The 20,798-nt window shown below is 32.3% G+C and carries 18 protein-coding genes; 7 read left to right on the forward strand and 11 right to left on the reverse strand.

Features of this window, described 5'->3' with window-relative positions:
- Window positions 1-3: 3 nt before the first annotated feature.
- Together I5435_RS21800 and I5435_RS21805 are read right to left on the reverse strand one after the other, a co-directional pair.
- Window positions 4-747 (reverse strand): S41 family peptidase, encoded by a 744-nt coding sequence (locus I5435_RS21800; protein ID WP_337982964.1) that lies wholly within the window; start codon window positions 745-747, stop codon window positions 4-6.
- A complete protein-coding gene (locus I5435_RS21805) occupies window positions 740-2,332 on the reverse strand; it encodes an ATP-binding cassette domain-containing protein (RefSeq protein ID WP_337982965.1) in 1,593 nt (530 codons plus the stop codon). The genes I5435_RS21800 and I5435_RS21805 overlap by 8 nt, the downstream gene beginning before the upstream one ends.
- A gap of 212 nt (window positions 2,333-2,544) precedes the next feature.
- Here I5435_RS21805 and I5435_RS21810 point away from each other — a divergent pair, with 212 nt between their 5' ends.
- The 3 genes from I5435_RS21810 (at window position 2,545) to abc-f (ending at window position 8,030) form a co-directional block, all read left to right on the forward strand.
- Window positions 2,545-3,417, forward strand: coding sequence for an Rgg family transcriptional regulator (locus tag I5435_RS21810; RefSeq protein WP_024364037.1), 873 nt, complete (start codon window positions 2,545-2,547; stop codon window positions 3,415-3,417).
- Window positions 3,418-3,463: 46 nt separating this feature from the next.
- Window positions 3,464-6,430 (forward strand): lantibiotic dehydratase, encoded by a 2,967-nt coding sequence (locus I5435_RS21815; protein WP_337982966.1) that lies wholly within the window; start codon window positions 3,464-3,466, stop codon window positions 6,428-6,430.
- 124 nt (window positions 6,431-6,554) lie between these two features.
- A complete protein-coding gene (gene abc-f / locus I5435_RS21820) occupies window positions 6,555-8,030 on the forward strand; it encodes a ribosomal protection-like ABC-F family protein (RefSeq protein WP_108030754.1) in 1,476 nt (491 codons plus the stop codon).
- Between the two features lie 99 nt (window positions 8,031-8,129).
- Here the strand turns inward: abc-f and I5435_RS21825 are convergent, their stop codons facing one another.
- The 4 genes from I5435_RS21825 to I5435_RS21840 form a co-directional block, all read right to left on the reverse strand.
- Window positions 8,130-8,633: a GNAT family N-acetyltransferase gene (locus tag I5435_RS21825; RefSeq protein WP_337982967.1), complete on the reverse strand. Its 504-nt coding sequence runs from the start codon at window positions 8,631-8,633 to the stop codon at window positions 8,130-8,132.
- Window positions 8,634-8,666: 33 nt separating this feature from the next.
- Complete coding sequence (locus I5435_RS21830) at window positions 8,667-9,941, reverse strand: histidine--tRNA ligase (RefSeq protein ID WP_337982968.1); 1,275 nt, start codon at window positions 9,939-9,941, stop codon at window positions 8,667-8,669.
- 535 nt (window positions 9,942-10,476) lie between these two features.
- A complete protein-coding gene (locus tag I5435_RS21835) occupies window positions 10,477-10,776 on the reverse strand; it encodes a GNAT family N-acetyltransferase (RefSeq protein ID WP_337982969.1) in 300 nt (99 codons plus the stop codon).
- A 3-nt stretch (window positions 10,777-10,779) separates the two neighbouring features.
- On the reverse strand, window positions 10,780-10,998 hold the full coding sequence (locus tag I5435_RS21840; RefSeq protein ID WP_337982970.1) for a hypothetical protein: 219 nt from the start codon (window positions 10,996-10,998) through the stop codon (window positions 10,780-10,782).
- Window positions 10,999-11,196: 198 nt separating this feature from the next.
- Between I5435_RS21840 and I5435_RS21845 the strand changes: the two genes are divergently transcribed.
- On the forward strand, window positions 11,197-11,904 hold the full coding sequence (locus tag I5435_RS21845) for a DUF421 domain-containing protein (protein WP_337982971.1): 708 nt from the start codon (window positions 11,197-11,199) through the stop codon (window positions 11,902-11,904).
- A gap of 115 nt (window positions 11,905-12,019) precedes the next feature.
- A complete protein-coding gene (locus I5435_RS21850; RefSeq protein ID WP_337982972.1) occupies window positions 12,020-13,462 on the forward strand; it encodes an MDR family MFS transporter in 1,443 nt (480 codons plus the stop codon).
- Between the two features lie 359 nt (window positions 13,463-13,821).
- Here I5435_RS21850 and I5435_RS21855 read toward each other — a convergent pair whose 3' ends face one another.
- Window positions 13,822-14,838: an anti sigma factor C-terminal domain-containing protein gene (locus I5435_RS21855; RefSeq protein WP_108030750.1), complete on the reverse strand. Its 1,017-nt coding sequence runs from the start codon at window positions 14,836-14,838 to the stop codon at window positions 13,822-13,824.
- Complete coding sequence (locus I5435_RS21860) at window positions 14,825-15,331, reverse strand: RNA polymerase sigma factor (protein WP_108030749.1); 507 nt, start codon at window positions 15,329-15,331, stop codon at window positions 14,825-14,827. Before I5435_RS21860 ends, I5435_RS21855 begins: the two co-directional genes overlap by 14 nt.
- A gap of 235 nt (window positions 15,332-15,566) precedes the next feature.
- On the opposite strand from I5435_RS21860, the gene I5435_RS21865 reads away from it, so the two are divergent.
- Window positions 15,567-16,187: an ABC transporter permease gene (locus tag I5435_RS21865; RefSeq protein WP_337982973.1), complete on the forward strand. Its 621-nt coding sequence runs from the start codon at window positions 15,567-15,569 to the stop codon at window positions 16,185-16,187.
- Window positions 16,188-16,322: 135 nt separating this feature from the next.
- The gene (locus I5435_RS21870; protein WP_337982974.1) at window positions 16,323-17,027 is read left to right on the forward strand and encodes a CPBP family intramembrane glutamic endopeptidase; all 705 of its coding nucleotides are present in this window, start codon (window positions 16,323-16,325) and stop codon (window positions 17,025-17,027) included.
- A gap of 790 nt (window positions 17,028-17,817) precedes the next feature.
- Here the strand turns inward: I5435_RS21870 and I5435_RS21875 are convergent.
- The 3 genes from I5435_RS21875 to I5435_RS21885 are packed head-to-tail and all read right to left on the reverse strand — an operon-like array spanning window position 17,818 to window position 20,774.
- On the reverse strand, window positions 17,818-18,501 hold the full coding sequence (locus I5435_RS21875; RefSeq protein ID WP_337982975.1) for an ABC transporter ATP-binding protein: 684 nt from the start codon (window positions 18,499-18,501) through the stop codon (window positions 17,818-17,820).
- 2 nt (window positions 18,502-18,503) lie between these two features.
- A complete protein-coding gene (locus I5435_RS21880) occupies window positions 18,504-19,799 on the reverse strand; it encodes an ABC transporter permease (RefSeq protein ID WP_337982976.1) in 1,296 nt (431 codons plus the stop codon).
- Window positions 19,800-20,774 carry an ABC transporter permease gene (locus I5435_RS21885; RefSeq protein ID WP_108030746.1) on the reverse strand — a complete coding sequence of 325 codons (975 nt, stop codon included), beginning with the start codon at window positions 20,772-20,774 and terminating at the stop codon, window positions 19,800-19,802.
- Window positions 20,775-20,798: the final 24 nt, after the last annotated feature.

Here is a 20,798-nt window from a genome sequence, read left to right on the forward strand (position 1 = left end):
TAGCTAAAGCATCATTATTTCAGGGGGCTTGTAGCTACGGGTGTTAGCCATGCTTTTAATGGCATAGTAATAATTAAAATCAAAAGGAATATCGATATTAAAATCAGTTTCTATTTTCGATATAGGTATAAGAACTTTTTTATTGGGGGCGGTAATTTGTTTATAGATATACTCTTTTCCATAAGTCTTACTACCAATAATTGTGGTATTTTTGTCTTCCTTGAATTTATCCGCAAATAACTCAGCAGAGCTACATGTTGAATTTGAGACGAGTATATAGATATGAGCAATTGAATATTTCTTACAGGTGTGAACAAACCAATTATAGTAATTAATCATCTTCTGCAATTCCCCGCCGAAATTAACTCTTAAATCGATCACTATATTTTTCTTATAGATTTGTTCATCTATTTCTGGAATGACATCAAAACTAATACATTGTAAAAACAAGTGATTATTACTAGTAAAATTTTCGTACACAATCTGGCTCCAATCGAAGTCTTCTAAAGTTAAAATCCACTGACTACCATTATCAAACTCCACTATGTTTTCCCCAACTGCCCAATTACTACTAACATCAGGTGCTTTACCGTTAGCTTTCACAATCGTATTGGATTGGATCTCTTTCGGTAATGGAGGATAAATATCTATGATGGATATTTTAGAATCACTTTTCTGGATTAGTATTCCGAATTTTTCGAAAATTTTCTCCAAAGTTTCTTCCTCTATCGTGATTACTTTAGACATATGCCACAGACTCCTTATCGACATAATTTGTAAAATCGTATTTTATATCAAATTTGTCGTAGATATCCTCTGGTGTGTTGTGCGAAACAACAATGATTGTTTTATCTTTTATATTTAACAGCTCATCCCAAAATATTTGACTATTAAAACTATCAAGATTAGAAGTAGGTTCATCAAAAATTAAAGTCGATTTATCTGACATTAATCCTCTTAAAATAAGCAATCTTCTCTTTTCACCGCTAGAGAGTTTTGTTACGTCTTCACTTAAAAGTTTCTCTTCTGATAAAAACTTCTTCATATAATTAAGTTCTTCTTCACTATACTCATCTCTTAATAAAATATTAAATATAGGTGAACCATCAAAAAGATTGTTGTCAGTCATAATGTACATAATATCTTTAAATGGATTACTATCAACCTTAAGACTATTGTTGTCATAACAAATTTCCCCAGTATGGTTGCTCTTTAATAATCCCAATATTGATTCTAAAAATATAGATTTGCCTAAACCACTTTGCCCTGTAATAATATGTGTGTTGTTTTTTTGGAAAGTTACATCATTATAGTTGAAAACCGTATTATCAAATTTAAAGGATAATTTTTTAGTAGTAATTGCGTTATCATAGCTAATCGCTGTTTCAAGATTATCTGTTTCTACACAGATAATGGAGTTAATATCTTCTCTTAGTTTTTTTGTGCTGTTTATATTATTTATACTCCTTGAAAGCGATAAAATCGGCATACTTAATTGCTCTACTAAACCTAAAAGGGTAATCGTAACACCAGGAGTAATATGACCTTTAATAATTAATAAAACCGATATCGCTAGAATTAAGAAATGAGATGAATATGATAGCAAGGAATACATTGTATTTAATGTAATTCTATAATTCTCCGTTTTTAACCCCGCATCTCTTTCTTTATTAATTTCATTTCTAGACCTATTTCGAAAAAGGGCATCAGCATTTAAAATTCTTACGTACTTTAGATTATCTAATAGATTTTTAAAAAAGCTGAGGTTATCCCCCTTTTGGTTTAAAAAGCTTTTTTCAAGATTCGCCAGTTTATCTTTGAATAATTTAGTTACCAATAAAGGCAGAAACATAAAAGCAATTACAACCAAGCCAATATAGATATTAATAATAAGTAAAGACGTTGTAACGAAAACGATCCTTAGCGTTAAGTAAATAGCATCAAAAGAACTTCTATAATATTGATACTCTAAACTATCAACAACATTCGTTAACGCATTTAAGTGATGTTCATTTTTCACCTTTATATTTGAAAAGTCTCTAGTCTTTAATACGTTGTTAATAATTGAATTTTTAAGTTTTGCAAAAGTATTTCTAATTAAATGATTTTCATATTTCCATTCTAAAAAGTAAAATAGCACTTCGATTAAAATTAAAACCCCGAAAATCAAAATATACGTAGAGACTTTATCTAAATTTTGATCAAGTGCTCCTTGAAATAAATCACCTTTAATAAATTGGATAATTGTCCCCATTAATGTTGAAACAATTAAAATAGAAATCAAAAGAAATATACTTCTATTTTTTATTCCAAAAATAATAGATTTTTTCAAATTCTAGCCCCTCCTAGCCTACTCATTAAAAAATAAATAGAGTAATTACGTAGAAAATATCAATCCATCCACCCATTTAATAAAACCTCCTTTCAACTTAAACTGTATTCTCAAATCGAATAAACGCTGTTGTTTATATGTTTGATAATAGAGAAATAAATTGATTGAATGGTAAAATGTATACAAATATATACATTTTAGGAGGTTTTGCTATGTTTGGTCCTACAATTGAAATGATAAGAGAAGGTAAAAAGATTAAAATAAAGGATCTTTGTGATGGCATAGTGACTCGAGCTGCTTATCATCGTTTTGCCAGCGGTCAAACTGACACTAGTATCCACAATCTATCCTTATTTATGGATAGATTGCATATTTCTCCTAATGAGTTTTTCTTAATTCATAGCGACTATGCGAGTGATAAAGTAGTTTGCTTTTTAAAAGAATTATCTAGAGCATATAGAGTGCAGGATATTCAAGAATTGCGCTCTTTAAGGAAGAAACTAGAGGCAGATTTTACTGGTTTAAAAAATGAACATATGACTGATCTTCTGAATTTCAGGATTTGTAGGTTGTTGGGGCAGGATATTGATGGCAAAAAAAGCAGTTTATTTAAGTATTTAATCAGTACTGAATTTTGGACTCATTATGAACTAGTACTATTTACAAATAGTATGTATGTTTTTTCATTAGAATTAATCGATGCTATTCTTATACGTTGTATTCAAAGGTTTAATAAATACAGTCAGACTAGGCCTTATGGAAATGAAGGCTTTAGACTTGTAGTCAATGCATTAATTTTAGCCTTTGAACAAAAAGATTCATTTTACACTACTAAATGGATTGATTTATTAAACACCATACAACTAAATGATAGTGATTTCTTTGAAAAAGCACTGTTCAAAATATTTAAAGGGTTTTATGACATCACAATACACAAAGATCAAAATTCCATTTCAGAAGTAATAAAAACAATTGAGTTTGTTGGGCATATAGAAGCCCGCGAACATGAAGTTATGTTTAATCGAATGCTGGACTTCATACTTGAGCATAGCGGATTAGAGAAAGTCCATTCTTTAAAAACATAACTCAATTGAAAACCTCTCTTAATTAAATAATTTTGAGGTGAATCACATGTATGAAATGATGCCCTATATCAATGTAAGAACAGCGAATCACTCAACTAACGAGGAAAATCAAGATCGTTGGTTTGATAAAAAACTTTTTACTAGTTCCAGTAGCTTATATCATCAATTGCAAAGGAATGAGAATTTTAACAAAGCCACACTAGCTAAAAGAAAATATTTAAATAGATCTAGATATAGAGCAACACCCTTCGGCTTATTTTCATCTGTCTACTTCAATACTATAGATGAAGTAAATCATTCAACAAATCAAATGATTATTCAACATGACTTTAAAGTATATACAAGTATTGACTCAGAATGGATAAGTAAATTTATTTCCACTCTAAAAAATGAAAATTTAGCAAGCTTACAGGTTACGTGGAATTCAAATGTGGTCTACCAAAATTCCAATTTTTTATATAATAATTGGACATTAGATGATAAAAAGAAGTTTAATACAAATAAAATTCAAATAAATTCTCTATTAGAAGCAATTCAAGTCCATGCAAAAAATGCCGTTACTGTTGAAGAATTAGCCAAAAAACTCGAAGAACAAAATCGTATTCTTTTACCATTTAAAATTTTATTAAATGTAGTGAAACAATTGATCCACGGTGGCTATTTGATTACGGATTTAGACAATTTAACATTTATTCAAGACTTCGAACTTCTAATTCGCTATGTTGAAGAGAAAAATTATTCTTTCCCAAAAGATGCGATCAAGCAAATAAGAACTTTAATAAAAAATCAAAATAATTCTATAAGCAAGTTCAATATAGATACTGTAAACAAGTTGGAAAAACTATTAGCTTCAATTCATAATTGTGAACATTACCTTCGCTTTGATAGTGAAACTAACGTTATTAATCTTGATTTAGATAAAGGTCTTATAGAAAAAACTCTCTTACCTTTCGTTAATTTCCTATCGACTTATGCAATACGGGTACCTGTAAGTGATAGATATCAAGCTGATATCCATTTTTTTAAAGAAAAGTACGGAAATTCAAAAGTAAAGTTTTTAGATTTCTACAAAAACTATCAATTGATTAGAGAGAAAAATTGTTCGCTAGAACGCAAAACTTCAGATTTAGAGAAAAAAATAAAAATGCAATTATTAGCACTAACATCTACGGCAGCATACAGACATTTAAAAGAAATCGACATAGCAAATTTGCATTTTGAAGACCTAAAAATAGAAAGCGAAATTTCTCCAACAATACAAAGTTGTTTTTATTTAGAGAGTAGAAATGGACAACTCAACTTTTCACTAACCCCGTATGCTGGAAATTCGGGACTTGGACGTTTAGAAGGACGCTTTTCTTATATAAATCCAGCCTATTTTACAACAATGAAAAATATTGAAAGAAGAAAAATTGCAGAAGCTAATACAGAGGTCATTACCGTTAAATATATGCCTAAAAATCAACACTACTATAATATTATGAATGATTGCTATGATGGCAATTTAAATCTTCAATATGGAACTGCTGAAAATCAACAATCAGTTCCATTAGAGCAGCTCTTTATTAGCATACAAGATAATAAAATAACACTTTCTGCATTATTAGATGGTGGTATCGAAAAAATAGTAAAGTTTGAGCAATATAATGTATCCAATATCGAACATTTTTCCCCACATATTTTAAATGACTTGCTATTTTGGAGTAGCAATTACTACGCAAATATTATGTCGCTACTATTTGATATTCAAAAAATACGGAAAGACTTTATTCATTTTCCAAAGGTTCTCTTTAACGACATTGAATTAATCCCTCAATCTTGGCTTATTAAAAATTATATGGGAGATATTCGCTCACAAGATCAATTTTTCAGCAAGTTTACCGAAATGAAAACGATTTATGAAATACCGGATTCGCTTTTTGTTAGATGTAATGACCTAAGAATATTAATCGATACTCATCGTAAAGAGGATTTAGATATTTTATGGGATATTTATAAAACGGATAATTCTTTTACTATTTACCTTGAAGAAAATTCATTGAACTTAGCAAACTTCATTACGCTTGACTCAGAAGGCAACCATTATATGTCTGAGTTTGTTTTTAACTTTGTCGCACAAAAGATTAAGCCTAAGAAACTTGTCCAACTACCTTTGTTTCAAACAAAGGAAGAATTAAATTTAGAAAGAAAAGTTAACTGGCAACATTTTAATATTTATTTACCGCACGAACTCCAAGACGACTTTTTAGGCACTTATTTAAATGAGCTTATTAAAGAGCTAAAATCCAACGGTGCAATTACTAAGTCTTTTTACATTCGTTATTTTGATGATAGACATCATATAAGATTAAGAATTTCTCCAACTTCTCAATTTAATGGAATCGATGAATATCTAGCACAAGGCGTCATAGCCGGAGATATCATCGATTATAGTAGTGGAAAGTACGACCCAGAATACGAAAGATATGGGGGATTGACTACCATGTCGGAGGCAGAGGATTTTTTCTGTGCTGATAGTACGCTTATTCTTAGTTTGTTAGCTTCTTGTTTAGTAGATGAAAAAATAGATAAAGTGGATCATGCTATTTATCTTGTTTTTAAACTACTATCTCTTCATACCAAAGATCTACATCAACAGTTCCGTATTATGGATGATGGTTATTCGAATAAGGACTTTTCAAAAAATTTCCGTGAAAATAGACATAAATATTTGGTATTTAGTGATATTGCTACATCTTCAAATCCTGATCCAGCTCATCATTTTGCTTTCAACAAAGAACAACTGAGCTACTGGGAGCTTCAATTGTCCAACTACTTTAACAAATTATTAAATGAAAAACGATTTGATTTTAATATTATTCGAAGTTTAATACATATGACATGTATAAGACTGTTTGGTATTAAATCAGAAGAGGAAGAATTAGTTGGAAATATGGTTTGGAGAGTTTTAAAACAACGAATTGCTATGCAAAAGAAAGCAACTAACGCTAACCTTATTTTAAACTCAAACTAAAACAAGCATCGTTCTACAATTTATATTTCCATGGAAATAATTTTCTCTTTTTTAGCATGATCTACACGTTTTATTCAAAGAAGAGGAACATGCCATCTTCATTTTTGAGACTGGAGGGATACAAATGGAAGAGCTTGCTTTAAAATTAAACAATGTTCAAATTAGTTTTGGGGACAAGGAAATCTTTGATACTAAGGAATTAACCGTCTATCAAAATGATCGCATTGGTATCGTAGGGAAAAATGGCCAAGGCAAAACGACTTTATTGAATATCATTGCAGGTACGATTACACCTGATAATGGAAAGATTGAACGATTTGTCGATTTCAATTATTTTCAACAAATCGGCGAGCTAAAGGAAGAAACGAATGCTGACTATTTAGATTCCCAACTACTTAGCCGCTTGAACGTTCCTACTAACAGTGTTGAAACACTTAGTGGTGGAGAACAATCAAAATTTCGTTTAGTTCAGTTACTTTCTCAATATAAAATGGGTCTGCTGCTAGACGAACCGACAACGCACGTAGATAAAAATGGCATTGACATAATGATTGAAGAATTAAATTATTACTACGGTACTTTAATATTTGTCAGCCATGATCGCTATTTTATTAATGCAATTGCCACAAAAATCTGGGAAATAGAGAATGGGAAAATTAAAGAATTTAACGGCAATTACGATCAATATCTGGAACAGAAACAACAAGAGAAATTGGAGTTACAAAGAAAATATCAAAAAGTCACAAAAGAAAAAGAACGATTACAAGAAGCTGTAGAAGTGAAAAAGAGTCAGGCAAAGAAAATTTCTATCGTTAGTGAAAAAAACAAACAAAGAAATATCAAACCGAATCGCTTAGCTTCTTCCAAACAAAAAGACACGGTTCAAAAGAGTATGATGAAAACCGTTAAATCAATAGAGAAAAGAATGGATATGTTAGAGGAGATTCATATTGACAAAGATCCTAAACCAATTTCTTTTCCGATAGTGAAAGAGCTTGAAATAAATAATCGTTTTCCAATAATGGGACATAATATTACAGTTACAGCTGGAGACAATATACTTCTTGCAGAACAGGATTTCCAATTCCCACTTGGCAAGAAGATAGCTATAGTAGGAGACAATGGAGTAGGTAAATCAACTTTCTTACACTATATAATGAATAATCAAGATGGTATCACGCTTTCCTCGAAAATTGCATTTTGCACTTATCAGCAAATGGATTATAAACTGAGTGGGGACATAAGTATATTAGAGTATCTTATGAAGATGAGTGAGTATAAAGAAAGTTTTATTCGGGCGATTCTCAGTAACCTTGGCTTTGAAGAAGCCACTATTAGAAAACCTTTACATGCGCTGAGTGGTGGAGAAGCAACACGAATTTCTTTAGCAGCCCTTTTTGCCAAACCTTCTAATGTCCTTATTTTAGATGAACCGACAAATTTTATAGACTTAGCTACCATTGAAGCATTGGAAAAATTTTTACTAGGCTATAAAGGAACAGTGCTCTTTACTACTCACGATCAGCTTATTGTAGAAAGAGTAGCTGACCAAATTTGGGAAATTAAAGATAAAACGTTACAGCTTATCAAGGAAAAATAGAATGAGCCTCTAAGGCATTAAAACCACCCGCGATGAGACGGGTGGTTTTCAAATGAGGAAAGAGTCAAAGATAGAAGTGACATCATAAGTTCTTTCAAATTAGAAATATAACACCATCAATTCCTCGTCATAATAGTGCCCATTAAATTGAAGGGCATTGCGTTCTAAGCCGTAAACCTCAAAGCCTAATGACTTATATAACTTTTGGGCTGAACTATTATCTGAAACAACTGTTAAGTTTATTTGCTCCAAACCTTCACAACATTTCGCCCTCTTTATTAGTTCGCTCATCAGTAATTTCCCTAATCCACCCCCTCTTCCTTCAGGTGCAACATACATACCAAAAACATTCCCTTTATGACTCATTTTTGGACTGTCTTCACGCACAAAAGTTACAATGCCTACCAACGAACCATTGTTATGAAAAGCACCGAGCACAAACTTTTCCGCTGTTGCTTCTATTCGCTCTGCAACTTCTTGTAACGAAACGTTTACTTCACGCTCATATGTGGAACCAAATGCTTCCGGATTATTTCTTAATGCACTTAAACGCACTTCTTGATATACTTGTGCATCTGATTTACTTAAAATACGAATCTCCATAATCTATCCCCTTACCGTTCGTTATCGTTCCATTCATGCATTGAAAATAAAAGTATTAGTAACGGTCTCCCCTGTCTGCATATTTTTTAACATATAGTGATTTTGCGTTACTTCCTCTTGCCCCAATACAATGACAAAAGGAATGTTTTCACGATTTGCTTTATCCATCGCTTTTCTTAATTTTTTACCACTAAGCTCTACTTCAACGCGATAGTCTTTCCGCAATGCTTTTGCTAGTACAAGAGACTCTACTGTTGTATGAATGGGAATGATATAAATATCAATTAATGTCTCCTGGTTTTTTTGTTCATCTAACATCATGGCTGTAAAAATAACATCTAACCCAAATGAAATACCGACCGTAGCGAACTTTTCGGTTCCCCCTAATAGCCCGCCAATCGCATTATCATAACGACCCCCGCTCCCTATACTGGATGTTATTCGACCATCCCGTACGAACATTTCATAAATAGTTCCCGTATAGATTTCTAGCCCACGAGCAAGCAAAGGATTAAATAGACAATTTTTTGTAATACCAAGCTTATTTAAATAGTGTTCTAATTCTTCCATTTCGGCTACCCCTTCTTGAATCAGAGGCTCATCATATTGGCCGAAATAAGCTAGTGTATTATTTCTATCGTCTTGTAAAAAATATGCGATTTGCTTTACAACAGCAAGTTGCAAACCTAGCTCTGTTAACTCTGCTAAAACTGCATCATGACCTACTTTTTCAATTTTATCGAGTATTAAAATTACTCGACTTTGCACATCAGCATCTACACCAAAAACACCAAGTAAGCCAACTAATAGCTTACGATTGTTATATTGAATGACAACATCTTGCTCTAGCTTTTCAAAAGCATCTAATGCCATCATCATCAATTCCGCCTCAGCTGCTTGTGAATCAACTCCAACAATATCTACATCACATTGTGTAAACTCGCGAAATCTCCCCGCTTTAATCGGGCCATCTCGGAACACTTTGCCAATTTCATAACGTTTAAATGGCATCGGTAATGTAGGGTTCATTGCAATGACCTTTGCGAATGGAATCGTTAAATCATAACGTAATGCTAGTTCACGTTCTCCTCGATCCGATAGCACATACATCTCTTGTAAAATTTCAGCACCTCCTGCGTATTTAGATGCCATTAAGTTTGTATAGTTTAAAATCGGTGTTTCGAGTGGTTTACACCCATAGGTGATAAAAGTATCTTCTAACGTACGCCGGATTTTACGACGAATACGTTCTTGCTCTGGTAAATAATCTTGCGTTCCTCTAACATTTTGATAATCCATTTTCTTCATCTTCATTGCTCCTTTTTTTAGAAAATAAAAAAACCGTACTAACATAAGCTCCAACTTCGGCTTAGTTATACGATTTCATGAGAAATAGTCTTCCTATTCATTATTAAAAAATTAATAAAGATAGCAAGACTAGTGGATATGATGATGTTGAGTTGCTGAAATTAGACGTTGTAAAAACGACATATAATCTCCTCCATTCAATTATTTGTAACTTTATACCAAACGAATAATTTTGTCAATTCATTATTTTCTAATAAAAGGAATACCTAATGGAGATAGACCCAAGAAGTGGCTGAGACAAAAGAGAAAAAGTGTTAGATTGACTCACTAGTCGTTGGAGCGAAGGCGGTGACTCCTGCTCAGAACAGCACACAATGTAAGACGCGGACAACAACGGCATAGCAAGATTAATTACACTTCTAATTTTTTTTGCAAAAGCAAGAATAGCTAAGTTCTCCATTTAGCAAAAAATCATGAACACCTTTCGTCTATTTCTTAAATTTTTTTAGTTATGTCCCAGCCCCTAGTTAAAACTTTATAGTAACTTTTGATACAGTTCAAATTTCTCTAAACCATATTCACTGTAACCTAAATCAACTGTATCAATATACGCAAAATCATATTTTTTATAGAGGTTGATAGCAGGTTGATTTTTTTCATATACATCCAAGCGAATGGCCTTAATATTCATGGCTTTACTATGCTCAATAATAAAATCCATAATTTTTGTGCCAATGCCCTTTTTTAGATAAGCCGGATGTACGGCAAAAGTATGTATAACCAATATGTCTTCAGCATCTAAATGTATTTTCCAATCCACTTTCGAATAAGCCATTTCCTATTCACGTCTTAAAATAACCGTCCCTGCAATATGATTTCCATCTTTCAGCACATATAAATTACCTTCCTGTATGCCCTTAATTGCCGTTTCTTTTATCGGATATATTCCTTTTTTCCATCCAGGATAATTGATATGGGCATCAAGGTAGTCGTTTAACTCATTATATAAAGACTCTATTTCTTCTATATGACAATTCGTTCCCTTTTCTATCTTCATCGTTTCATTCCTTTGCTAGTTAGTTAATTATTAAACTTCATTATAGATTAATCTAAATTGGGTCACAATGATCATCCTACCACGGGTTGTGAAAGGACAGCCAAATGGAGGATGAAATTTCTTTTAGAACGGGTAAAGGATACTACAAGCGGCGAGGAAAGATTGGACAAATTGAAAATCAACAGAGGAGTTGTTGTCATGACGTATATGAATATTGGATTGAAGTTATTTTTCGGGTTAATTGCTTTATTACTTGTGACACGTTTGTTGGGCAAAAAAGAAATATCACAGCTTACCCCCTTTGACTTTGTATATTCCATTGTTCTTGGCGGTATATTGGAAGAAAGCATCTATGATAACAAAATTTCAGCTCTTCATGTATGGTTCGCGGTTGCCGTTTGGGGAATGCTGCTGTTCATCATCGAAAATCTATCGAAACGTTCCAATAAATTTAGAGTTCTTCTAAAGGGCGAAACGTCAATTTTAATTAGAGATGGTGAATTTAACTTAAAAGAACTACAAGCGAATCATCTAGAAATGGAGCAGTTACGGATTATGCTACGACAGCAAGGTGTCTTCTCTCTTCGGGAAGTTTGTGATTTATACTTAGAACCTGGTGGTACGGTTAGTCTAAAAAAATATGCTGAATTTGATACTATCACACCAGCTATGCTTCATTTAAAAACGAAAGACGGCACGATGAACTTCCTATTTGTGGATGAAGGAGAAATTAACGAAGAAATATTAAGGTATACGGGTAAATCCAAAGAATGGTTATATGATGAACTGCGCAAGGAAGGCTTCCCTACAATTCAGGATATTTTGTATGCGGAATGGTCACAGACAGATGGATTTTTCATCAAAACCTATACGAATAACAAAGAAGGTATCCGCAAAGGGAATTAAAATCGTAGGCTTTAGCTTGGTATATTATCAAAGTGAAACTAGGTTTGTTATTTGGGAGATTTAGGGGTAATATATATTGAATAAATTTAACTGTATGGAAGTATAGAGGGAAACTATGAGAAAAAAAGTTATTGTGTCATTAATGTTAATGACATTCCTTTCTGCTGTAGAAGGAACAATTATTAGTACAGCAATCCCCCGTATTACAAGTGATTTGTCAGGTGTCGAACTTGTTAGTTGGGTGTATGCCATTTATATGCTTGCCACCGCCGTTTCGACCCCAATTTACGGGAAACTAGCAGATTTATTTGGTCGCAAAAAAGTATTACTTATAGGCGCTGCCATTTTTTTAATCGGTTCTGCGCTTTGCGGTGTTGTAACCTCAATGGAACAGCTTATCGTCTTTCGTGCCCTTCAAGGTCTTGGAGCCGGCGCCATCATGCCTATTACAATGACAATTATTGGTGACCTATATAGCGAAGTGAAAGACCGTGCAAAAGCGCAAGGATGGATTAGTGCCGTTTGGGGTGTCTCGGGTGTTATCGGACCATTAGTTGGCGGTTTTTTAGTTGACTCTCTTTCTTGGCGCTACATCTTTTTCTTAAACGTTCCTTTTGGCATTATCGCTTGCTTAATGATTGTCATTTATTACAAAGAATCTATTAGGCCTGCAAAACATCATATCGACTATCTTGGTGCAACAGTGTTCTCATTAAGTGCAATCGCTCTACTTTACGCATTATTAACAGGTAGCAGCAAAAACAACTGGGGAGACATGTCCATTATAAGTCTCCTAATCTTTGCCGTTGTGTCATTTATTATTTTCTTATTGATAGAGAAAAAATCACCGGAACCATTAATTCCGTTAGCCTTATTCTCTAACCGTACATTATCAACTATTAATATATTAACCCTTATCTCTGGTGCTATGCTTATCAGCATTACGATGTATCTTCCTATTTGGAGCCAAGGAGTGTTAGGGAAAAACGCAACAGATGCTGGGCTTATTTTAATGCCCCTACCTGTTATGTGGACAGTTGGTACATTATTCTCTAGTAAACTAGTAGGTCGCTTCAATACGAAACAAATCATTCTACTAGGGGTTAGCGTGCTATCCGTTGCCGCCTTCTCATTATTTACATTATCGACAGAGTCACCCGCTTTCCTTATTTATGTTGGGGTTGGATTATTCGGATTAGGCATGGGGCTTGTGACGCCAATTTACATGGTAACGATTCAAACAGCGGTTTCAAATCAAACACGCGGAACAGCCATTGGTTTAAATACATTTATTAATACATTTAGCCAAACGTTAGGAGCTGCAGTTTTCGGGGCGATGTTCAACACGATGATCCATGCACAAGGTATTCAAAACCTAGACCTTGTATCTTCTGGAGGACATGCTGGAACAACAGCAAACATAGCGACCAAATCACAAGAGGCATTGGCTTCCAGTGTACATTTTATTTATATGGGTACTTTTATATTAGCACTTGTAACGTTACTAATTGTTTGGTTCTTTTTAAAGCCAGCCCCACAACTAGTGAGCGATAAATAAACTATGAAGAGCTAGCAAGCCCAGAAAGTTTTACGCATTGTAAAATTTTCTGGGCTTATTTACTAAGGCTTTACTCTAGCATTCCTATAATTGAGCTCGAAGTAACTGAAATTTTCGCATCGCCTCTTTGGAACTTGGTAGCCCTATGTTATATATTTGCATAAAAAGCTGTATAAACATTCCAAGAAAAATCCAAGGAATGTTGGTTTAACAGTATTTTGGGGAATTCTATGTTTATCCAAAATCCCATTTAGGAACGTGATTTAGTTTCATATTGCATACTTTATAAGTTTTTAAAGAACTAAGATTATATCGAATTTAATAAGGATAGGGACGTTTCTTCGTTGCTATCCTTATTTTTAGTTCTTATCCGTAATTACTCCAATTGTTGAAGCTTTAATAAAAGGAAGATCATTTAATTGTGATAAGGTTTGTGTATCTCCTGTGACAACTGCGCCATAATATTGCAAGTCATCCGCAGTTAATTGACCGTCTGCACCACTAAGAGTCTCATATAAGCGTTTAAATTCTCCTTGCCAATAGGCTTTGAATTGTTGATTTACCTCAATAGCTCCAATAAAGTGATGAACGGGCTCTTCTTTTTTATCGCCATTTTCATCAAGCAGCGAAAGACCATAGACAGAGTGTTCTGAACGAAGTAAATTGTCTAATACAACTATATCGCCGTTTTCATTTACATATTTATATTGAAAATCATCTGTGTCTTCATTTACATCATCCACCCAAAGCCATGAGAGTGTTACATTATTTGAAATCATTGATTGCACCTCGTCAAATGTATAACCTTGATCAAAAGATAGGGCGACTTCCATGATTTTGTCCTCCCCAATATCATCAAGCAATTTTAAATCATTACGATATGTTTTATATTGCAAAAACGGATAGAAAAACACCATTTCTCGTTGTCCTAATTCATTATAGTGTTGATTTTGTAAATCTTCTTCATGCAAAGTTGGACCAATTAGAATTGGAGATGTAATATCTACCCGATTTAAATTTTCATCTCGGAACAGTCCATATCCAAACCTTTCTTGACCTGTATAAACAACTTTTCCTTCAATGATTTTATAAGTTGTATAACGATTTTCTCCCCCTAAAAATCCTTGATAACGTTCCTGTTTTCCCATAAATTCATTCGGTGCAGATATTTCATAAAATCCACTAGCAGAAAATTGGACAGGGGTTTCCAATTTATGTGTAACAACCCGATTTAAAATGGAACCTACAATGAAGACAACGATTAGAACAATACTGGAGATAATAACCACCCTCCAATTTGCTTTCCACTTTGCTTTTCTTATCGTTTTTTCCATTTTATTAACATCGAAAAGATCATCTATTTTATCGTTGCTCATATCCTTTTTCCTCCCAAATTTTTTTAAAACTTTTTCGTGCACGTTGTAAATACGTCTTTACTTGTGTTTCTTTCACATCTAAAATCTCACTGATTTCTTTATATGATAGTTCCATGTAATACTTCAAAATGAGTAGCTGCTGGAATGTTGGCTGAAGTACACGCAACACTTCTTCCAATTCTCTAGCTTTCTCTTTCGATAATATATTGCTCTCTACATGTTCAAACACTGGCAATAAACGTTCTAAATCTACCTCACTTAACGTAACCATGGATGTATTTTTGTTATAAAGAGAATAGTAGCGATTAATTGCTACTTTAAACATCCATGCCCGTATTTTCTCAGGTTCAATTTGTTGGAGGCATTCAATAGTTTTCATGATGGTTTCTTGTGTAATATCTTCTGCATCTTCTCTCGTAGCTCCAATTTTAATTAGATATTTAAATACAATTTTTGCATGTCCAAGGAGTATTTGCTCCCATATATCATTCAAAACTTCACCAACTTTTGGATATCCATATTTAGTTTGTAGTGATCACTCACCTATATAACAATTGTAAAACAAAAAAGTATACAATTTTTCCAAAATTTTATAAAAATAAAAACATTTAATCATATGAAGTTGACATATGGCTAAATGTTTTTCAAAGATAATGGTCCAATATTGCTTCAAATGCAGGATACCACTCAGCGACAGATGCTCTTACTAATCGACAATATCTGTTGAAGTGGGACTAAAAGGGGCAGCAGGAACGCAAAGTATACTGAAAATAGGACTTGCTTCTCTGGGATATCTTCAAGCAGGGTTCATTATTTTAGGTATCTTAGCTACTTGTTCAGAGTATACGGGTGGACAGATTCGAACTACTTTAACTACGATCCCTTGGCGAGGGTTTCAACTATCCGCGAAGCATTTAGCTTTAGCAATTGTAACCATTCCTATGGCGTTTATTATTTCTGCATCAGGTGTACTATATTCTTTTATTATGATGAGAGACACAGCATTAGTGATTGAAATAGACGCTATGATAAAAACTTTAGTAGGTGCAACCGGCTATCTAACATTAACCACCCTTCTCAGTGCAGCTATAGGTGTTCTACTCAGGCGAACCACTCCTGCTTTAGTGGTACTGCTTGGTCGTGATTTCATTGTCAGTATATTATTGAGAGATTTTTTACCCAGTATTAAAAATTATTTTCCGGATACGGCAGGATATTATATGTATATGCCTCCTTCCTCGGATGAAATAAATGTCCTTACAGCAATGCAAGGGACAGGTATTTCAATGTTATGGACACTGATTTTTATTACAGTAGCTATTGTATTTTACCGTAAACGAGATGCCTAAGTTTAGGTTTCAGCTACTACCCGAAAAATACACAAGTGATTCATTAGCTATACATAATAAACTTAAATTACGTTCCCAAAAGCAAGCTTGGTAAAGATTCAACAATAGGAAATAACTACATTAATGGAGGTAGAAATGGAATCGCAATTAAGTATTGAAAGTAAAGTGAAAAATAATGATGTGAAATCGATGATAGGGTTTCTACTCCTATTTTACTTAGTATGGGCAATTAAAGAATTAAGGTTAATTGACTATATTTATTCGTTTGGTGAAATAATTTCTCCATTATTAGAAGCGTTGGTTAAGGGGATCGTATGGATTGTTCCAACTTGGTTATACATAAAATATTATTTACATACTAACTCATTCGACTACTTAAGAATGAACGTTAATGTTAAAAATGGTTTATTTTGGGGAGTCGTTCTTTCACTGTTAGTTGGCTTATATTTTGCTTTTGAAACATATAGCATTAATCAGCAATCATTTCAATTTTCATTATCAATTGATGATTACCTTAATGGTATTCTTATGGCAGGACTAGCCGAAGAAATTGTTTTCAGGGGAATAATTTTACAAGAAATCAATAAAAAAATGGCTTTTCGGAAAGCAAATATTGTAACTGCTTTATTATTTTTGGTCATTCACTACCCAATTTGGATTTACAATGCTGGTTTCTATGATTTCTTAATAGCTGGGACCCATATATATGTTTTTGCAATAGGTTTACTTTTTGTTTTGTCTATAAAAAGACAGGTTCATTATGGTCGGTTGTGTTGTTGCATGCATTTCATAATTTTTTCTCTTTACCATTATTTAGTGGAAAAATATATTATTAATTAACTAACGTGGTACACTAGTGCAACAAGGATTTATAATGTATATATCAATAAATAAAAAAACACATCAAAACAAAAAAGAGTTAATCTATAAACGTTTGTAGATTAACTCTGCCTTACTAATTGAACAGTAAAATTTTTTTAAAAGAGCCATAATTTAAAAGTGCCTTCCTCTTTTGCATAAAGGAAGGCACTCGCTTTTTAAGCCTTAAATCAACTGATTTTATATCCCAGCCCTACATAAATTAGATACTAACTTTAAACTAGGGTACAATTAAGTTGTGTACACACAAGGATTAACTGTAAATATATAATAAAAATGTATACCTAAGTACCGATAAAGACCACTAAATCAAAGACAGAACAAATGATAAAATTGTGTGACCTGACCATTTGAAGGATTGTGGACGCAGCGTAAAAAAGCTACTTCAACAGGAGATTCTTCATACCATGAAACATCTTTAAATGGTTCTATTAAAGTATTTTGAGCACATTGAAGTGTGAGAAGTTTATCTACATAAGTACAAGAGTAAAAAAGTATTAATGACTATATCCATTTTTATTTATGATCGTTGCCAGAGACGATTAAACGGCCTAAGCCCCTTAGATTCAGAGCTCAAACCGCTTAACGCATTTATATAATTACTACTGTCTACCCGACAGTGTGGAGTTTAAGGTTTAAAGAAACCGTCACTGCTGGCGGTTGTGACTATTCTTTTATCTCACTCATCATACTAGAACTTCAATTAAAAATTACTGATTGAAATTGGTTAAACGACACGAGTGTAAAAATATTATTTAATACTCGATGAAATAACATGTAACTCACCATTAACCAATTCATAAACAGTATCACAAATATTAGCTACATTATCATCGTGGGTAACAATAATAATTGTAACCCCTTTGTTCTTCAAATCATCAATAATCCCAAGTATTTCCTTTTCTGTTTCTACATCTAAAGATCCTGTAGGTTCATCTGCAATTAGTAACAATGGTTCCTTTACTAATGCCCTAGCTATAGCAATTCTTTGTCTTTCTCCACCTGAAAGATTTAAGGTTTTTTGATATGCGAAATCTTTCATACCTACGGAATTTAGAACTTCTTGTACTTTTTTCTTCTTTTCATCTTTTTTAACCTTTTCATAATTTAAAGGCAAAGCAATATTCTCAAAAACACTTCGATCATCAAGTAAATTAAATTGTTGAGTAATAATACTAATATTTTTTCTTCTATATTCTAATTGCTCATCAAATGATAGGTTGGTAATATCATTATAATTAAAATGAATTTGTCCACTATCGCATTTTGTTAACCCTGCAATTATATTTAACAAAGATGTTTTTCCTGAACCACTTCGTCCCTTAATTGCTATAACTTCTCCATTTTTTATTTGCAAATTCACATTTTTTAAAATTATTGATTGTTTATTCCCGTTCCAATAAGTTTTCTTTACATTAGATAGTGTAAGAAGCATATTTATTTCCCCTCTTCATGGGTCTCGTATCGTAAAAAGTTAGTAATTCCAAATCTGTTTAAGCGATAGATTGGATAGATAGATGATAATATTAGTAATAAGCAGGACATTACGAATAGATAAATATAGATATTAATTCCACCAATCCTTAAATAATACTGAAGAATCAGGTTACTCATTATATATGAAATAAAAGTTATAATACTTATTTCAACTAAAAACTGTTGAATTATTTGCTTTTTCGTTGCTCCATTTAATAAATGAACCGCAAATTTTTTCAATCTCTTATTCTGTTGAATCAGAAGGATTAAATTAATAATAACAATTGTAATGACAATTGTTAACAGTAATACGATTCCTACTAATTCAGCATTTGCTTCCATACTTTTCATTAACCCATTGTATTTCTGGAAATGAGGATTTAATCCTATAAACTTATATTCCTCTACCCCAGATTCTTTCGATAAAATTTCTACATGGTCCATCATATTTTTTTCTTGATTTCCAGTATCTCCTGTAACTATGTACCCATTAATCATTGAGAAATATACTCTTTTTTGAAAGATAGCATCTTCTTCATTTATTGGATTACTATAATTCAAATATGGGAGTACAAAAAAATCTTTCAAATAAAATTCTGTTTCATTTTGATAAAATATTCTACTATCAGTGCTAAGGAAGCCCTTAACTTTCACTTTCATATATTTCCCATAAAAATCAATCCATAATTCATCCCCAAGTTTATAATAACCTTGATATTTACTCCCCAATAATATATTCATATATTCTTTATCATTGTTAAAATCTTCAGTTGTGAATGCATGACCTTCTATAACTTCTACATTAAAATATTTCATAGCTTGTTCATTTAATTGTATAGACGGTATAGTTAGAAACTCTCTTCCTTCTAACATCCCGCTTTCAATGCCAAGATTATTTTGGAGTTTATCTGATAAATCTTTAGTGTCAACCTCTGCAAGTATATGTTGGTCAAACATAGCTAAATATTGAAAATTCTTATTCTCATTTAATCCGTTATAAAATTTTTTTAGTGACTCCAAAGAATTTTCAGAACGAAAGAAATTTTGAAAATCTTGAGGTTCATAATATCCATCTATTAACTGATAAATTTTTTTATCCTGATAGATTATACCTAAGTCATTTATTTCATTTTTTAAATGAGAAGAGAAAGAAAAGAACGTGCCTAGAATAATAAGCAAGCTAGACATCGCTATACAGATTCCAAGTGTAATTACTTTATGTTTTTTAAAATAGAACCATAATTCTTTTAATAACACTTATATTTTCCTCCCCTTACTCAAAAACTCCATATAAACAAAAATAAAAATTACCATCATTGCTGAGCATAGAAACAATAAGCAAATCATTATTATTTCAATTGATATCATTTGAAAAACGTTCATTATTCTCCCGAAGATAGTTAACAACAATAAAGCAATTAATATTGATATTGATAAATTTATTAATATTGTTTTCATATAATCTTTTATAATATTGATTTTTCTTACTCCCAGAATAATACAGATATTCAATTTTTGCTTTTCTTGCACATGCCAAAAATACAAATAAAGAATTGAACTGAAAATGATTAAAGTAATAGAACTAATACTAAACATTTTACCAAATGATGTAGAATTAACCGTTTCGGTTAGTCCTCTATTTTCAATATCAACTGTTTCTACAGAGGAGTATTCTTCTAATATCTTATTCTTAATTTTATTTAGCGTTGATTTCTTCGGACCATCTATAACTATTTTGGCATCATCTTTCATAGGAATATCTCTAGAATTTAGGAGGATTAAATAATCTGAGTAACTAGCGTAAGAGGCTCCTGTTACACCTATCACTTCATAAGGGGTGCCTTCAAAATCAACATACTTTAAACCATTATGGGAGTATACATAATCTTTCATTTCTTTACCGATAACAGCAGTATTTCTTTGTTCATTTTCTTTAAAAAACACACCCGATTGCATAGGAGGTGACCAAGAAGTATTAAAATCAATAAAGTGACGAAAAACATTGTTGTATTCTATAAATATTCTGTAATCATATTGGGAGTCTAGCACTTCTCGCCATTTATTCAAATTAGGTTCTTTATCTATTAGTCTAAAATGATTTGAAGTGTAATATTGATTCGATAGTTCATTAATTTCCTTCTGTTTTAGGTTATATATAGTTAAAACAAAAGAAAAGAAAATTAGAAGCGTAAAAATACTAATAAAAATAGTTCTTTTTTGTTTTTTATTCACAGGTTTCCTCTCTTACTTTGTTAA

This window comes from Lysinibacillus sp. C5.1 (genome assembly GCF_016350185.1).
GTDB classification, from domain to species: domain Bacteria; phylum Bacillota; class Bacilli; order Bacillales_A; family Planococcaceae; genus Lysinibacillus; species Lysinibacillus sphaericus.